This window comes from Nitrosomonas sp., assembly GCF_022842015.1.
Taxonomy (GTDB): domain Bacteria; phylum Pseudomonadota; class Gammaproteobacteria; order Burkholderiales; family Nitrosomonadaceae; genus Nitrosomonas.
On the sequence record NZ_JALHQJ010000021.1, the window covers coordinates 1 to 15,748 of the forward strand.

Below are 15,748 nucleotides of genomic sequence, written 5' to 3' on the forward strand. Positions count from 1 at the left end.
GACTCATGCGTTCAATCAATTCCATCCATGCTTTGAATTCCGTTGATTTCATTGTGCACACCTCTATATCTCAATGCACGTTGGACAAACAATTCAATAATTAATTGTTACATAGCCTTCGCAAAGGTCAGATGATGGAGGAGGGAGCTGACAAGATGTCTTTTGCTGAGAAATTTTATGCGTTGGCAAGATAATCGCGTCAAGACCAACTGTACGCTTGATAAAATTAACCAGATATCAGCTTTCTTTCGACAATGCTACAGAACATTTCAACTAATTGATTAATAATTTCTTTACCAATTTTGACCGTTTAACTTGTAGTGTGCAAAAATGATATTCGGCACACTACCTGTAACAAAAAGCTTATTTCAAAGCTTCGATACCCGCACCGAAGTTGATGTGAAATGGTGTGCCATCCAAAACCAAGGCAGGAACAGATTTAACCCCAGCGGATTCAGCTTCAGTCAAACGTGATTTATCAGTACCAAGATGAACAGATTCAACTTCATATTTCTCTGGATCAAGTGCATTGGCAACATTTTGTTCTGCTTGAACGCACACAGGACATCCTGCATGGTAGAAAATTGCTTTGCTTTTCATTAACGTATATCTCCAATAAGTTACTGCTTGAAATTGTTGTCACAGTACGCCCGAAATTATAGGGTAAAAAGTTAGGAAAGTGTTAAATGTTACGCAGGAAATAAATCAGAGTTCTGTGCATTTTTGTCAGCAACGCTTCTGTTTCAAGCCATTTCGTTAATAACACCTTGAATTCACCCTGTGCATGGCGAATTTTTAATTCTAGCCATAAATTAATCCCGTTACCAGCCTTGTAATTATCACGGACAGGCGTAGTATCGAGATCAATGGGAACAGTCCTTTTACTTGTTTTGCATTTTCTTATCACACTCGCGAAACTAGTGGGGCCGGGCGATGCACGGGCCAGACAGCCTACTCATTAAGCATCAACCAATCCCGGCAAAGGGCTCCTATCCTAACTAACTAACTATCGATCGATTCTTGTTTGGCTTTTGGTCGTTGTTCATGAACTCAAAGCGTTTTTTAAAAAGTAACGTAATACTCAAGACGTCCACTCAGGCGCGAGTCTCTTTTTGGAATGCACACGATTTAAAAAAGAAACTCGAAGCCTTAAAAGACAATTATAACGGTTACCGCGTTCACGCTGCATAACCATTAAGCCTCAGCGGAAATGATGTGCTGGGCAAGGCGAATATCAACGAGTGCCGGTGGAAATCACATTTGCTGAGATTTATTTCATACACCGACGGCAGCGTGAATTGTAATTCGTCACCTGTAGGCATGCTAGTTATCTGTTTCAAGTCGCTTGTTTTGAGTAAAATGTTAGGAAAGGTCCAAATGTTACGTAGGTAATTTTCTCTTCCTGATTTTTACCCAAAGTTATTTTGGATTAGTTGATTACTTCTGAATTAATTCAAGATTTGATTATTTTAATAAATATGGAGAAATAAATTATGGGTATTGAAGTAAGTGGCCTTTCTGGTCTTATTTTATTAGTCCTTAATGTTTGGGCGATTGTTAAGGTTGTACAAAGTTCAGCGGGCACAGGAAACAAAGTGCTATGGATAGTACTAATATTGCTTCTGCCTATAGTTGGTCTGATTCTATGGTATTTTTTAGGTCCTAGATAAAGAATTGGCCTTGCAAATTCAGACAGTACGTTAAGTGGTATGTGCTGTCAAAAATGGAGTCCATCGGTTTAAGCAGCAGGTAGATTATCGCTGCCTAAATTGTGCTGGTGACAAATATTCCAGCCTTTTCTATTTTCTTTGAGGGTTAGAGAAGATTTCTAAATATTCGGTAATCCGCTGGCGAGTATATGTATATACGATGATGTACAAGTTCGGTTCTGAGCATTCTACAGAAGCTATTCATAGGTGAATTCTCGTAGCAATTATCTTTCAATCCATGGAAACGAGTAAAAGTTCTGCCAGATCTTTCTCATTTTTCGGAACTCCTTGAATCAGGGCTAACTTTCTGGCGCGAGTCATCGCCTTTATTATGATTTCTCTTTTTGAGGCTTCTGCTCTGTTTATGTGGAATTCCTGATGTACAAGTAGAAATGGCCCGCGGCCGCTGGTATATCGTGCTCCTTTCCCCAATTCATGTTCAGTGATCCGGCGGGGTAGATCTGTAGTAATACCGGTATAGAGAGTTGAATCGGCACATTCCAATATGTAGACTGTCCAGCGCATGATTTTCTGCGTTTTCCTCAAAATTTAGATTGGTTAATCTACCTGATGATTTGTGCCAGCTGGTACTAAATTTTTCTTTACCTTAGCAGCGTTAAAAAATTATTTTGATGATTATTGCTATTGATTCATATGCAGCACAGGAAATTAATCAACAATCTGAGTTCTGTATAAGTTAGGTTCGGTGCTGGCCATCAATCTTTCAGCCTTGATTCCTGGTAGTGGGTATCGCTAATAATCTGATTCAAAACTATTTGTTATGCTCAAAATAAAAAATGGATTAGGTTTTAAGCTAACACCTATTCTATTTGGTAGCCCGTGCCAGGATCGAACTGGCGACCAACAAATTAACAGTCTGGGACTCTAGCATCATTGCGTTTTGACTGAAAAAGTTAATAGACACCGAAACTGTGCCTTCCAGCCTTATTTCTTGAATGAGAGCAAGCGTATCATCCCTCATCAAAGCCGCTACATAACGGCCAGATCTGCGTTCACCTGAAATTATTACGAATCACGGCCAAACAATCTTACTGGTACTTTCAACTCTAGTATTAACCTTTCCTAGTTACATACATGACTCGATTGATGTTAGATCCGGATTTCATAGTAGTTTCTTTCATGCGATATGATATAAAACCGATAAAACCTAAACCTACCAACAGCATCATGTAGGTTTCTGGCTCTGGAATCGCACTTACAATGGCTGAGGAAATAAGCACATGTGCATGACTAGTTGGATGTAATCCGTCCCAAAATAAATGTTCATCCGGATTCGCACAAGCATCAAAAAGTAAAGAAAGACAGGCAGAATGTGCATCAGAAAAACCAAAAAGCTCCGGATTTGTTACAACATTATTAAAGACGCTGAAGGTATCGAATTCAATAATATCTACACTTGGAAACATTGGATTCAATCCGTCAATTAGCGAGGCCAACTCGGCATTGAAGCCTAGTGAAAATGCTTGAGCCTGGGGAATCAGACCTTCATCTTGTATAAAAGGGGTAAGGCTCAGATCAGGTAGATTGGGAATAAGTATATGGGTGGCTCCGATATTCGCCAGCGCGACAACATGGCTCGCTATATTCTGTGCGGCGATGATAGGAGAATCGAATGTCAGAAAATCATTTGCGCCTCCCCACACAAAATACAATCCAGTGGGATCAGCACTACCCCCCGAAAGTGACAAATACTTCCCCAGTTCCTGTTGCATACCAGGAAGCCCAAACGAACCCGTAGCAAGAGCCGACCCTCCGTCACCATAATTACCGATACCACTTGTCGCACCAGCAACAGCAAAGCTGAAGAAATTGGTCGGATTAGCGCCACCTGGAAGTATAGAGTTGGCAAGATATTCGGCAGCAGTCGGGCCGTTCGAAAAATGACCATCCACATATGGCGGACAAGGATGAGAGGGATCGCAGTTACCGCCCAGCAAATTATATATACTTAAGACTGCTGAAGGATTGCTGCCTGCATCCGACAGGCTGTCGCCGAAAACATAAACACTGCTGAAGGTAGTAGTGGCTAGAACATTGAAGCTAAGCAAAAAGCCACATAATAACGACGTGAGATAAATCAGGCCCCGTTTCAAATTTTAATCTCCTTTATAGGTACAGATTATTTGAACTTCTACTGCAATCGAGCTAACCATAAAAAGGAATCATAAGGTTGGGCTTTACATTTGAAACTCTAGTGCTCTCGGGGGCGACAAGATTATTTATTTTCAGCGAGGAAATATTGATAACCCTCGTATAGTGCCTAAATCGCCACAACTGGAAAAGTTACGCCTATGCTGCTACGATCATTTTAATGAATGGTACCACAACTCTGAAGCTAAGCTCACGCTAGCATTAAATGATCTAAGATATTAATATATATCGTCAAAACAATCACCGACAGGTGATAGGCTAAATTAAGAAACACATTAGCTCACCAAGTTTAAGACCTCTGCACAACTGCATTTGCTGTGATAATGGGAGAAATATCCAATGACATTAGTTGTGCGTCATTTTACACAGAAAATTAACTCTAAAACAGAGATCTACATAAGTTCGACCCAGAGCCGACAAATCGATTTATCCTGCTTAATTTACGGGAAATATCGAAGTGCTGTCTTTGGATAACAGTATGATTCAAAATGTCTTATATGCGCTAAATAAAAAAGGGATTAGCGTTTAAGCTAACCCCTATTCTATTTGGTAGGTCGTGCCAGGATCGAACTGGCGACCAACGGATTAAAAGAAGCACTCACAGCGGAAATTATGGTTTCAAAGCTGAAGAAATGTAAATTCTTTTTTATTTCCTAATGATTAATCTCCGTGAAACCGAACTAGAACCGAACTTTTATGGGTGCCATTTGCCCCATTTTCAAAAAAAATGATTGAAAACAATCCAATACTAAAATTTCTTCCGAACTGAATCCGAACGATCCCGAGCCTAGTTGCCGGAGTTTGAGCGCTGGCAAGGCAGGGCGGGAAAAAGTGCCGGATTTGCCCAGAAACTACCCGAGACGCAACGCTTGCGGGAGCTAACAGGGCAGCCATCCTCACCCCTAAACGGCCCCGAAGCGGACAACTTTGGGCACGAGTCGGTCCAGTTTTCGCCAGCCCGGCGCGCAATTTTCGCCCATTTTTCTACATCGATTTTATCATTGCCTCTTTTATTTTTACGGATGCACTATCGGATGCTTCTTGTAATGATTTGGTTGAAAGATGCGCATATCGTTGTGTCACTGAAGGGGATGAGTGTCCCAAAATTTGCTGTACTTCATACAGAGTTCTGCCACTGTTTACGAGCAGGCTAGCGTGTAAGTGTCTGATATCATGTAATCTTATGTGCGACAATCCCGCTTTCTTGCGTAGTCGTTCCCAAACCTTATGAATCGTGACGTAAGGTAGTTTGGTTTTTGCATTTATAAACAAGTATTCAAATTTTCCTTCAGTATCCAGTTGACTCAAAACTTCTATGGCACTGTCATTTAACGGCACAGCTCGTACACGTTTTGATTTGGAATTTGATGCTGGAATGCGCCAAACCCTTGTGTGCTGATCAATTTGAGACCAGGTGGCTCTCAAAACTTCATTGAGGCGGGCAGCTGTGCTGAGTAAAAACATGGCAATTAAGCAAACTGAACGATTATCATCGGTTCGGAGTACGTTCAATAATCTCTCTAATTCATGCTGCTCAAGATAGTTTTCAACCTTGTTGTCTTCGTGAAAAAGAGGGATACGGGATGCGGGATTCGTTTGCAGCATTTCCCAATCAATCGCGAGATTGAGAGCATGCTTAAGCAGCTTAATATGATGATTGCAAGTGGCAGCGGCCAATCCTTCATGCATCAATGCGGTATGAAACAACTGGATCTGCTGCCGAGTGATTTCGTTGAGACGCTTATGACCGAATTTAGCCTTGATCCGTAACCGGTATAGTTCATCATCGCGCTTCCACGATCGTTTCCTGGGAATCACATAGGGTAAAAAATGATTTTCAAAAAAATCGCTGAATGTTAAAATTGCTTTCCTTGCTTTCTCTTCCCCGCGAAAGTCTTTGCCTAAAGCAATAATTTCACTTTTCATAGTTTTAGCTTGTCTGCGTGCTTCAACTAATGTGATATCGGTGGTGCGGCCAATCTTCTGATGGCAGGTTTTACCGGTACTGTCTTTATATCTTAAATAGTATGTGCCCTGGCCTTGGCTGGTAGCACGGACTTCAACATAGAGTCCGGGTAATTCAGAATCGCAAAATTCGATTCGGGATTTATCCTCCGGACAATGAAGGCCATTTTTAATAATGGATTCAGTTAGTTTAGTTATCATTGTTATATCCTCTGGTGATATTTGGAAATGGGAAAGATCGGCACAAATACATACTGAAATGCGCCGAGAGCCGATCTTTAAGAATTATTTCAATATTTGTAACTTGGAATGCCAACTCTGTATGCTGCAAGTTGTTGGCAAAGATTAATAAACATCAATGGCCTCAGTGGTAACTTCCGCTTTATTCTCACCGCTGTCACAATCGAGTTCCAACATGGCAATGGGTGTTGCAGAATCATTAAGGATGCAGTCAGGTGGAGGATTAACTTCCACGCTCCCGATCTCATCCTTAATGGATTCGGGAGAAACGTTGCTCTGGGGCGGCAATGTTGGGGGTAGATAGCGGGCGAACGCATCAGAAAATTGCTCGACATCGTAACCTTTTGGTGTACTGGAGTTACCCAAGCGAACGGTTTTCGATTTGATTCCATACCCAGTTAACTGTTTTGCCAATTGTCGCGGAGTTATCGGCTTGCCATAATTGTAGGTCGCCCACGGACTTTCATCATCAGTCACAAGGGCTTCGATTAAATCAACCGTGCTTATTTTCTCGCAATCCCTTGATTCAAAAATATAACGAATGTCTGCGAGTAATTCATTGCCAGAACTCACATGTGCTTCTCCAGTATTGGAAAGTTTAAGAGCAGCGACATTAGCCCGATGCAGCCATTCAGCCCCGGCACTCTGTGCGATGGCAAGTAAAGGCTCCCAGTTATCTTGATCCCGGTCTGATAATTCATCGGTTAGAACGGGTCGAGCAAGCCTTACCTGTTGAGAATAATCTTGAGCATAGCGAGTCAATTTTGATTTGATATCCTCAAATACTCTGCTATCGGCATTGCGCATACGTACTACTGATTCGTGAGGTAATTTACGACGCATATTAAACACAATCCCGCGGCTCATTGTGGTATCCGGCAAATGTTTCTGAAGGGCTATGCCTGCAATAGATTTTGCGCTATATACTGAATATTGCCGCGGTATGAAATTGTCTTCCACCGCTTCACTTCGTAAAACATATCCTTCGCGTTTATAGCCAGCGTTAACCAATCCTTGCAAATCTCTGTTATCCCGAAAAAAAGTATCCGCCTCGTCGAAAAAAATAGTTGGCTTCCACAATTCAATAGATCTGAATAATGCTGACGCAGAAGCGTTAGATGCTGACAAAGAACGATAAGACATTCTTGCAATGAGCGATTGCAGTAATGTTTTAGCGCACGCCTTTTCAGGAGCGTTGATAATGGCAATTGGAGAAGTATCAAAAATATCGATAAAATATGTATGTGCAATCCACAAAGCTACGGTGTGGGCCTGCTCTGCGTCCAATATGATAAAGCGCAAAATTATTGCTGATATTTCATCCAGTAATTGTGCCGGGACAATTGGATCTGGATAAGGGTCGGCTTTGTGAAAAGGGTTGTTTTCGTTTTTATTCTCAATATTGCGAGTTTCCTTAACAAGCGTATCCAGTGTTTTTACTTGTACATTCAGTTCCTTAGCTTTATCAAGCCGGATGCGGTCATATTCCATGCGGGGCATTGCTGCAAGTGACGCAATCACCTCTTCATCAGTTTTAGAGATATCTCCAGCTTTTCTACTGAATGTCTTATTGTGGTCGAATGTATCAAGCCAGCCGAGTGTTATCGGACTATGACACTTTTGAATGCAACCTTGGCAACCGGAAGGATTTGATTTTATGAACTGATCGCAAGTAGTCGGTGGAGTCTTCTGGCGAGTGAGTAGTTTTTTCTGGGTTTTGGATTGATCATATCCAGAATGTCCGGAGCTCCATTCTTGGCAAATTTCCTCTCCATTTTCGCAGAATACCACCACGCCAAGACAATCGTGCCATAAAGGCTCAGTTTGGTCAGCGCCCATTTCGTCTCGAAATAATCTGATTTGTTTACATTGGTCTGCAACCTTGTTGGCATCCGAGGGGGGATAGTCTTTGTTTTCATTAATACCACTATTGCTTCTATTTAGGTTAGCCTTAGGTGGAGTTGGTGGATCCACTTGTGCAAATTTATCCAATTTAATCAATGCATCTACTGAGGCGACGCCACCCTCGTTACTCCATGATTGTGCCTGCTCTACTCGAGAGGAATGACAGCACCATGTTCCTTGCTGTTGATAAAGGTTAGCGCCCGATGAATCCGCACTCCCAGCTAAACCGTTCCAATAATTTTGATCGAATCCACGCCATGCAGCGGCGTATTTTTCAACATCAATAGCTTTATCAAGCGGTATGATCAAGCGAATACGCATGCCCGGTTTTATAGGGCTACCATGTGAATGAGTCGTGAATGCTATATAAGTGAGGTTATCACTTTCAATTTTAGCTAAACCGGTATTAAAATCAGCCTCGGAAATGCCATCGATATCCATGAGCAGCATCGCGGATTTTGTGACATGGTTCTTGGATCTCATTTTTCCCGTAGTTGGGTGGCCGTTTTGGATTGCGAACTCGAGAGTTTTGCCAACAAAGGGGGATTCTTTAAGCAAGCACGGCACAAAATACTGCGCAGCCTTTTTGTTATCAATAATTGCTGGCTGGTTTGGGCAGACTTTCTTGCAAACTTCAATCCAAGACAGGTTGTCAAGCTCTAGAACAGGCTTAATGCCGGTGAAGCCGTTGAATGTTGTGATTGAACCGCGCCAATCTGACAGCGGAGTGTTACTTAGAATTGTAGATGATTGATCATGCATCGTTTTTTCCTTTTGGCTTTCGGCCATTGTTGATAACGATACAAAGATTAATGACTGAACTATCCTCCCCCGCAAGTATCCCCCATTATATATTTTGGGGGAGGATACTTATTTCTCATACGCTATAAGCTTAGATTCACTCAATCTTTCCCATGCTTTATTGAAAACACTTTTGCCTGCAAATAATTCATCATCTTTGAGTAACTCTCTGACATTAGACTTAATACCTTTCTTGCCGGAATGGTTAGGGGCTAGTGTTTTTGGATCAAGCCCAAGCTTTTCTATTTGTGCCAATATGGTTTCTTCCTGCTCACGCAATTTCGATTGTTTCTTCGGTTTCTGATTGTTATCTTCATTCGTACTGATGCCTGTTAGAGAAAAATTGCTTTCAAGCGTAGCTGCTGGGAAGATAATTGAGCGACGATATTTCTTTCTTACCCACAACTCAAAGCTTGCTTGTGTGAAAAATTCTTCTTGAATTTCGTAGGCAGATCGCTGATCTATTCGCAGATCGGATAATTCTCCTTTTTCGATTTCATCGTTGATATCTCGAAAATACGCTTTGGCTTTATCGAGTAGCACTTCATATTCCTTTACCACTGCCCATTTTTCAGCAAGAGCTGTATGTGCTTCGCTGTTCTTGGCAGAACTACTGATTTCTTCTGCTTCGAGAAATTCCTGCATGGCTTTGTCTCGACCCTGCTTCAATTGACTCAATAATGATGGTGCTCCATAGTCCAAGTTTGCATCTTTCCAACCCAGCAAATTAGCTACAGCGTTGTCTCTATCCACAATAGGACGACTTATATTTAAATCATTGTTTTTATTTTCTGGGTCATTCATGACATTGATGCTTCGCAATATTCAGATCTACACTGAATTATATATATTTAAAACTTACTAATTTCATTAGCCTCGTGTTCTCAAAAAAATGTGCAACGTCACAACGCTGATGCCTAGCAAGGAAATGAGTGGTGTGGAAAATTCAGCGGCGGTTGAGTTGCCTTTTATCCGCAACGCGGAGATCCTTGCAGGGCATGGCTTTCGGGAAAACGTGGCGGCGTGGCGGCAAATTCCGGAGGGGGCGGGGAAGTGGGCGCGCGCGAAATTCCCAAGAATCGGTATGGGCGCCTCTTGGTTGAATTTGAAAAAATGCAGAATAATGACTTTCCCCAAGGTAGATTCATCCAGAACATAAAATAATATTTTATCTATTTATTATTATTAATTTATTTCTTATAGATGTTATGTATGGTGATAAATGATAGTAGCTATGATATTGATATATTGTTATCCAAATCTATAGACTTGACTTGAGCTAATGTCCATCAAAACTGAATGATAAGGAATATATATTATTACAATCTAAAGAGTATCTGGAATAAATTCTTAGCCTGAAAACATGCAGCTGAAATTTCATTTAAATTTATATATATATAAGCGGTCATTTGTCAGGATAATCTTAGAGAATGCTTAAAAATAACTTCCTGTAAATTAATCCATCGATGTCAAAACAAAAAAATTCAGACTGCGACGGGGGTTCCTCGCACCTCCCTGAAAATTGCCGCAACGCCGCAACGTTTGCTGGAGAACGAATGCCCGTATGGATCTTCGCGTTGCGGATAATCCGAAACGTGTCCGCTACAAAAAATTCCGGAAACGCAACGCATCTACCATGGCTGGATCTCCGGAAATTTTTGCGTCTCCTCCACCCCCTGAAAGTGTCAGTCAATAGCCCCCAAAATACTCCTTGCCTCCTCATGCTCCAACATGTAATCCCGCAGCCAATGATACTGCCGTGCACAAGCTTCAGCCAATCTCGCATGATCGCTGAAGGAAAAATGACTATAAGCATACAGACAAACTGTGATGCCCAACGCATCCCCGGATAGCTTCCCCTCAAAGCCATTCTCACAGCTCACCTGAAATGTTTTATTTAAATCGGGTGCCATATAAAACCCGCCGTTACTCAATGCGTAAAACTCCCAATATCTGCCGTTATATTCAGCTGCCATCAGCTCGGTAAAACGATAGACTGAAGGCTCAAAGCGCAGTGGAAACTGAACACCAAAAATATTGGCTGTGTGATTGATACGTTGATCGTCGGCTACTTGCCTGCGTGTGATGATTTGATCGGTCATGATTTATGCTCCTTTGGAAAAGAAAACGGAGCAGCACAATTGAATGCACCACTCCGAATAGGTCGATGTGAAACAGCAAGACGACTCAGTTAGAATCAAACAATGTCATCTCATCGGGATTGACTCTGGCCATCAAACTGGCTTGAGCTATGACAGCTTCAGCCAATGCTTCGTCGGGAATATCCCAGGCAATGACATCGTTGACTGCATCAATTAGATAGTTTTGGAATAACATAGTAATTGCTCCTTTTGGGAAATAAAAAAAGACTCTTCCGATGACGAGCAGCGTCACTGAAAAAGTCCATTAAAAAGAAAAGTGAAACAGGTTCGGCATACGGTCGGTATTGCACCGCCGATTTGTTGAAAAGTTACTGCTGTGTTGTACTGCCAGGATTTATGGATGGAACTATTGAGGGAACTGCGGACTTCAACTAGCTGGGTGAGTCTAGAATTTCTTGGATTTACTCTTCTTGCTGCCATCAACCTTGGGATCGATGGTCGACTGCATTAATTTCTCGACGTCAGCCATAAAAGCATCAGATGGCAACTGTGTATAGTGCTTCGGATTATCTTCCAGGGGACTCACCAAACCTTCCTGCTTCAATACTGCCAAAAGAAATGCAGGCGTGTTGAGTGATTTGCCCTTAAATAGCGGATAGAGCAGCAAGGAAACAATTGGCTTATCTTTTTTACGCTCATTAAAAGCTTCAAGAATGGTACTCAATTCGATCCATTCCTTGCTGAAGAAACCCCCGCCGGTATTGGTGACCACACGAAATTGAATATTTGATTCACCACTGCAGCCGATTTGATAGGTCAGTGTTGATTTGCCGGAAAGAGAAGGGCAGGTGGCTACCTTGAGGATGCGGATATCAGGTTCTGTTGTGACTTGCTTCATGATGAACTCCTTTTTAGGTTATTTCATATAAGATGGTCAGAAATGCGCAATGTCGATTCTGCAGACTCCCCCAAATTGGTGATCGATAAGATCTTTTAGATTAAGATAAGTAATCTCGACACCCCCGATATTTTTTAGGTATCTTCGTGCATGATCAATATCTGTCGTTAGCCCCATATAGACTGCATTTTTTAATTTGACCTGCAATAAAGTAGCGCCGGTTAACACATGCGGATATCTTTGGAGTACATCGAGTAAAGCCAGGCACTCAGCATGATCCCGTGGCAATTCAGCATCAAACTCAATAATTCCGGCGCGTTCCTCAAAGTCTTCACGCAGACGTTCATCAAGCATTGCAACAATGTCAGAGACAAGTGCGTTCATAGAAACCTCCTGGAAATTGAATTGGAAAATTCAGAGTTGTGACAGGGCTGTTGCAGGTACTGCGTATTCAGCACACATCACCAATAAATCTGCGTTTATGCCTGATTGCTTGGGAATAAAAATTGTGATGCCAAAGCCTCCATCGTTCAGGATGAATACCATTTCAAAACACTTGTCGTGTTCCTCCAGTGCCTCAAAGCAAGGCGTGAAATCGGGATCACCGAATCGAGTGTCATCGAAGTAGTTATGCAAGATGGGACACTGCGTTTCTTCTTCCAGGAACTCGATACTGTCATGAGGTTCAACCACGATCATGTAACCATGCAGAACGTAATCGTAGGGTTCACCTGAAAGGATTTGAGTAAAGCGCTGTTCAACTACTGCTCGGATATCGGGATCATTGATGTTTCTTGATAATAGGGGGCCATTCAGGATGAGCATAAAGATCTCCTTGGAAGTATGTATAAATTGAGCGGTTATGAAACTTGAGCTACTATGAAAACAATCAGAATTTGCTATTGAAGTTGCACAAAAATAAGTCGTGCATGGACGAGCGTGCTTTTGGAATATTCAGGGGAGGGGGAGGTCAGAAATGGCCATAAATCAAGAACGGAATTCCATAGGCGATCAGAATATATATCCAGGCTGCCTGTAAAACAGCGCCGAATACGGCAATCAGAGAAAACACCAGAATGTCCAGGATTTCATCAAGAAATCCCCGCTTAGGCATAAGCTTGCGCATCTTCCCTATGCCTGAGTGATCGGTGGTTGCCCAGCGGAATAAGCTTGAAGCTGCTTTTTCGAGTAATTGTCCGGCAGATTGAAGGTTGCGTCTGGGTCGATTTGCCATGTGAGGTCTCCTGATTGATGAAGATTGGGGGATAATTGAATGGTAGGTATGGTTGGCCCTTTGGGTTGAGTGGAAGAAAGTGAAGTTGAACTGCAATAAATTGAAATTATTGGAAAAAGCAGACTGTTGCTAGAATGCTTGGAATGGGGTGAATGTCTGGGATTTACTTGACGATACGATTCATGGGGTTGTTACCTAAGGTCTCCTGGGGATGTGTGATTGCGGAGGAATAAAAAAATGAGAATACTCCACTTGAGAAGACGAAGACGAGTGAGTGTGATACTTTGAGTTTTAGTTTAAAGCAGAATTTAATTAATATGCTTTATTTGCATATTTTTATCGACAGTAGTGTTAATAACCAATTAAAGATTGGATATGGTGCTTACCTTGTGGTGTCTGTACTAGGTACCGCAATAGTATCTCTAAAAGATACGGTGAAAGTGAAGCGTTTTGAACAAACCAGCTCGACTAAATTGGAATTGCAAACATTGCTGTGGGCATTGAGTGAAACGATTGCTTTATACGGTGGTAGCGACATGGTTTTGACGGTTTATACAGATTCACAGAATATTATTGGTCTGCCGGGAAGGCGTGCCCGTCTTGCAGGAAGTAATTACCTTTCTAATAAAAACAAACAACTTAATAATTATGAGCTGTACCAAGAATTCTATAGATTGAGCTCCAATCTCACTTGCGAGTTTGTTAAGGTGATAGGGCATCAGCCATCTAATAAGAAGGATGAGATTGATAAACTATTTGGTTTGGTTGATCAAGCATCCAGGCAGGCGTTGCGAAAAGATATTTAGCGTGTCAATCAACATTCTTTACCACCTATCAACGTCCAAAAGTTTCCGGTTGAGCAGTGCGTTAATTATCAAGTGCGTTATTACGGTACTTAAATCGATAGGAATCGTTACGGGTTTCGAGGATGTCGCAGTGATGCATGTACGATCAAGTAAGGCGGTGGTCATTTTCTCATACAACTAACTGATGAGATGAAACAGCAAGGCTCCGCCGGATTTTCCCAGTTGTTTTTCTTTCTCCAACAGGTTGACCAGATCGACGGCATTATAGAATCGCACACGTTTTCCCTGATGACATTGAAACCGCACACATGATTCGAAAGGGAGAACTGTCCGAAGAAAATATACCCGCTTATAAGCAGTTTGTGGCTTTGCACTTTTGCGACAAAACCTTACACAATCCATCTGCACAGTTTCTTAATGGCAATGCAACTTAGCCAAAGGCTTCACGCCTTACGAATACATCTGCAAAATATGGACAAATGAACCGGAACGATTTATCGTTAACCCATTTCAGTACACCGTGGGACTAAATACCTAATTATTGTGAAATTTGTGATAAAAACCACAGCGAAGTAAATGGACATCATGTAATCTAATGCAGAGTAGCCTAAATGATTGAAATATTCATCTATGATGATGATTATTATTTTTATTTAAAGTTTCTTCGGTAGTTATTGGATTGGCAAAATCTCAATGAATTAGGGATGGAAATTGTTTGGTTGAATATGAAAAGCCCAAATTGCAAATTGCCAGACCCCGCTACTCTTTATGAGTACATCACTGATGGAAGAATTCCTGGGTACATTCAGAAGGCGGGTGATCTGCTGGTAGCAGGGGAAGCCAAATCATGTATTGATCACCTCAATAAGACTAATGTGAAGAATGTTGAATCACCATGGGGCTGGATTATCGCAGCAACGGCACATTGCCAGCTTGGAAATTTTAAAACGGCAATTGAAGTTGCGACGCGAGGATTGCAATATACTGGAGAGAATTCATATTTGTTAGATTGTCTGGGTGTGGCCCATGCCGGTCTTGGTGATTCAAGCAATGCAAAGATTTTTTTTCAGAAAGCCGGAAAGAAAAATCCCAAGAATGTTAACAGTATAGTTAATCTTGTTAACATTCATCTACTGTGCCATGAGATTGAACTGGCATTTGCTGCACTAGCTCATGGTTTGGAAGACAATCCAGATGCAATTGAAATCAGGCATCTATATATTCAGTTGCATCCTGTATGGGTACTATCTATTGAGAATGAAAGAATTCGATTGAGAGTTCGCACACCGCTTGATCAACAATTTGTGAAGGATTGTTATGCCAATGAATCTTTCATGAATAACTATAATCGCTATCTATCAAACTCATTCCGGCAATCCAAATCGCAACAGAAAGCTCGCCATTCAGACCGTTTAATTGTATATAAAAATAAAAGTATTCAGTGGATCATTGAAAAAATTGATCCTTTGAATGCCGGGGAAATTCAATATACTCCAATAGGTCTTGCTTCATTAGCAGAAATTCATTGGGTGCATCGCCGCGCAGAAATTTTGATTGGTTTTCCCAATGCAACAAAATTCAACGGCACCCGCATACCCCTAACGGCAATGCTCATGATATTAGATTTTGCATTTAATAAGATTGGATTCAATAAACTAACAAGTGTGGTTTATGCTGAAAATTCTTATGCGCAAAGATCTACATTAGCGCTCGGCTTCAAGCAGGAAGGTTTTCTAAAAAACCATCTTTTTGACCAGAAACTAAATCGCTGGATAAGTATTTATCAAAATTCGATGTTGATTGAGGAATTTGGAGAAAATGCCCAGCTTGTGAACTTCTCCAAACGACTGTTGGGATACGAACTGCATCTCAATCAGTCGAGTCTTTTTCACAAGCTTAAAAATTTTTAAAAGGAC

16 protein-coding genes, 1 tRNA gene and 3 pseudogenes are annotated in these 15,748 nt (G+C 41.5%); 5 read left to right on the forward strand and 15 right to left on the reverse strand.

Translation table 11 applies throughout. The features are described 5' to 3' along the window. Nucleotides 1-363: 363 nt before the first annotated feature. A complete protein-coding gene (locus Q0C11_RS05435; protein ID WP_292920178.1) occupies nt 364-600 on the reverse strand; it encodes a thioredoxin family protein in 237 nt (78 codons plus the stop codon). A gap of 893 nt (nt 601-1,493) precedes the next feature. On the opposite strand from Q0C11_RS05435, the gene Q0C11_RS05440 reads away from it, so the two are divergent. Beyond that, nucleotides 1,494-1,670 carry a PLDc N-terminal domain-containing protein gene (locus Q0C11_RS05440; protein WP_292919839.1) on the forward strand — a complete coding sequence of 59 codons (177 nt, stop codon included), beginning with the start codon at nt 1,494-1,496 and terminating at the stop codon, nt 1,668-1,670. 132 nt (nt 1,671-1,802) lie between these two features. Here the strand turns inward: Q0C11_RS05440 and Q0C11_RS05445 are convergent. The 7 genes and pseudogenes from Q0C11_RS05445 to Q0C11_RS05475 form a co-directional block, all read right to left on the reverse strand. Further along, nucleotides 1,803-1,941, reverse strand: a pseudogene (locus tag Q0C11_RS05445) (IS3 family transposase); the annotation flags it as partial. Next, nucleotides 1,941-2,234: a GIY-YIG nuclease family protein gene (locus Q0C11_RS05450; RefSeq protein ID WP_293006438.1), complete on the reverse strand. Its 294-nt coding sequence runs from the start codon at nt 2,232-2,234 to the stop codon at nt 1,941-1,943. The pseudogene Q0C11_RS05445 and the gene Q0C11_RS05450, both read right to left, overlap by 1 nt. Nucleotides 2,235-2,540: 306 nt before the next feature. Next, nucleotides 2,541-2,610: transfer RNA gene (locus Q0C11_RS05455), tRNA-Asn, on the reverse strand. A 172-nt stretch (nt 2,611-2,782) separates the two neighbouring features. Continuing rightward, a complete protein-coding gene (locus Q0C11_RS05460) occupies nt 2,783-3,823 on the reverse strand; it encodes an SGNH/GDSL hydrolase family protein (RefSeq protein WP_293006440.1) in 1,041 nt (346 codons plus the stop codon). Between the two features lie 1,042 nt (nt 3,824-4,865). Next, nucleotides 4,866-6,047 carry a site-specific integrase gene (locus Q0C11_RS05465; protein ID WP_293006442.1) on the reverse strand — a complete coding sequence of 394 codons (1,182 nt, stop codon included), beginning with the start codon at nt 6,045-6,047 and terminating at the stop codon, nt 4,866-4,868. A gap of 144 nt (nt 6,048-6,191) precedes the next feature. Further along, nucleotides 6,192-8,753 carry a DUF3631 domain-containing protein gene (locus Q0C11_RS05470; RefSeq protein ID WP_293006444.1) on the reverse strand — a complete coding sequence of 854 codons (2,562 nt, stop codon included), beginning with the start codon at nt 8,751-8,753 and terminating at the stop codon, nt 6,192-6,194. Nucleotides 8,754-8,861: 108 nt separating this feature from the next. Next, nucleotides 8,862-9,596 carry a hypothetical protein gene (locus Q0C11_RS05475; protein ID WP_293006446.1) on the reverse strand — a complete coding sequence of 245 codons (735 nt, stop codon included), beginning with the start codon at nt 9,594-9,596 and terminating at the stop codon, nt 8,862-8,864. Nucleotides 9,597-9,720: 124 nt separating this feature from the next. Between Q0C11_RS05475 and Q0C11_RS05480 the strand changes: the two genes are divergently transcribed. Further along, nucleotides 9,721-9,951, forward strand: a complete 231-nt coding sequence (locus Q0C11_RS05480; RefSeq protein WP_293006448.1) for a hypothetical protein — start codon at nt 9,721-9,723, stop codon at nt 9,949-9,951. A gap of 526 nt (nt 9,952-10,477) precedes the next feature. Here Q0C11_RS05480 and Q0C11_RS05485 read toward each other — a convergent pair. The 6 genes from Q0C11_RS05485 to Q0C11_RS05510 all read right to left on the reverse strand — a co-directional run bounded on the left by Q0C11_RS05485 (nt 10,478) and on the right by Q0C11_RS05510 (nt 13,026). Further along, nucleotides 10,478-10,894, reverse strand: a complete 417-nt coding sequence (locus Q0C11_RS05485; protein WP_293006450.1) for an antirestriction protein — start codon at nt 10,892-10,894, stop codon at nt 10,478-10,480. An 85-nt stretch (nt 10,895-10,979) separates the two neighbouring features. Further along, nucleotides 10,980-11,129, reverse strand: coding sequence for a hypothetical protein (locus tag Q0C11_RS05490; protein ID WP_293006452.1), 150 nt, complete (start codon nt 11,127-11,129; stop codon nt 10,980-10,982). A gap of 210 nt (nt 11,130-11,339) precedes the next feature. Continuing rightward, nucleotides 11,340-11,792: a hypothetical protein gene (locus Q0C11_RS05495; protein WP_293006454.1), complete on the reverse strand. Its 453-nt coding sequence runs from the start codon at nt 11,790-11,792 to the stop codon at nt 11,340-11,342. A gap of 36 nt (nt 11,793-11,828) precedes the next feature. After that, on the reverse strand, nt 11,829-12,176 hold the full coding sequence (locus Q0C11_RS05500; protein ID WP_293006456.1) for a hypothetical protein: 348 nt from the start codon (nt 12,174-12,176) through the stop codon (nt 11,829-11,831). 30 nt (nt 12,177-12,206) lie between these two features. Then, complete coding sequence (locus tag Q0C11_RS05505) at nt 12,207-12,617, reverse strand: hypothetical protein (RefSeq protein WP_293006458.1); 411 nt, start codon at nt 12,615-12,617, stop codon at nt 12,207-12,209. A 145-nt stretch (nt 12,618-12,762) separates the two neighbouring features. Next, nucleotides 12,763-13,026, reverse strand: a complete 264-nt coding sequence (locus tag Q0C11_RS05510; RefSeq protein ID WP_293006460.1) for a hypothetical protein — start codon at nt 13,024-13,026, stop codon at nt 12,763-12,765. 284 nt (nt 13,027-13,310) lie between these two features. Here Q0C11_RS05510 and Q0C11_RS05515 point away from each other — a divergent pair, with 284 nt between their 5' ends. Next, complete coding sequence (locus tag Q0C11_RS05515; RefSeq protein WP_293006462.1) at nt 13,311-13,832, forward strand: ribonuclease HI; 522 nt, start codon at nt 13,311-13,313, stop codon at nt 13,830-13,832. A 61-nt stretch (nt 13,833-13,893) separates the two neighbouring features. Here Q0C11_RS05515 and Q0C11_RS05520 read toward each other — a convergent pair. Beyond that, a pseudogene (locus tag Q0C11_RS05520) lies at nt 13,894-14,114 on the reverse strand (ATP-binding protein); the annotation flags it as partial. A 154-nt stretch (nt 14,115-14,268) separates the two neighbouring features. Here Q0C11_RS05520 and Q0C11_RS05525 point away from each other — a divergent pair. Together Q0C11_RS05525 and Q0C11_RS05530 are read left to right on the forward strand one after the other, a co-directional pair. Continuing rightward, a pseudogene (locus Q0C11_RS05525) lies at nt 14,269-14,370 on the forward strand (IS481 family transposase); the annotation flags it as partial. A gap of 166 nt (nt 14,371-14,536) precedes the next feature. Further along, on the forward strand, nt 14,537-15,742 hold the full coding sequence (locus Q0C11_RS05530) for a GNAT family N-acetyltransferase (RefSeq protein ID WP_293006464.1): 1,206 nt from the start codon (nt 14,537-14,539) through the stop codon (nt 15,740-15,742). The last annotated feature ends 6 nt before the right edge of the window (nt 15,743-15,748 follow it).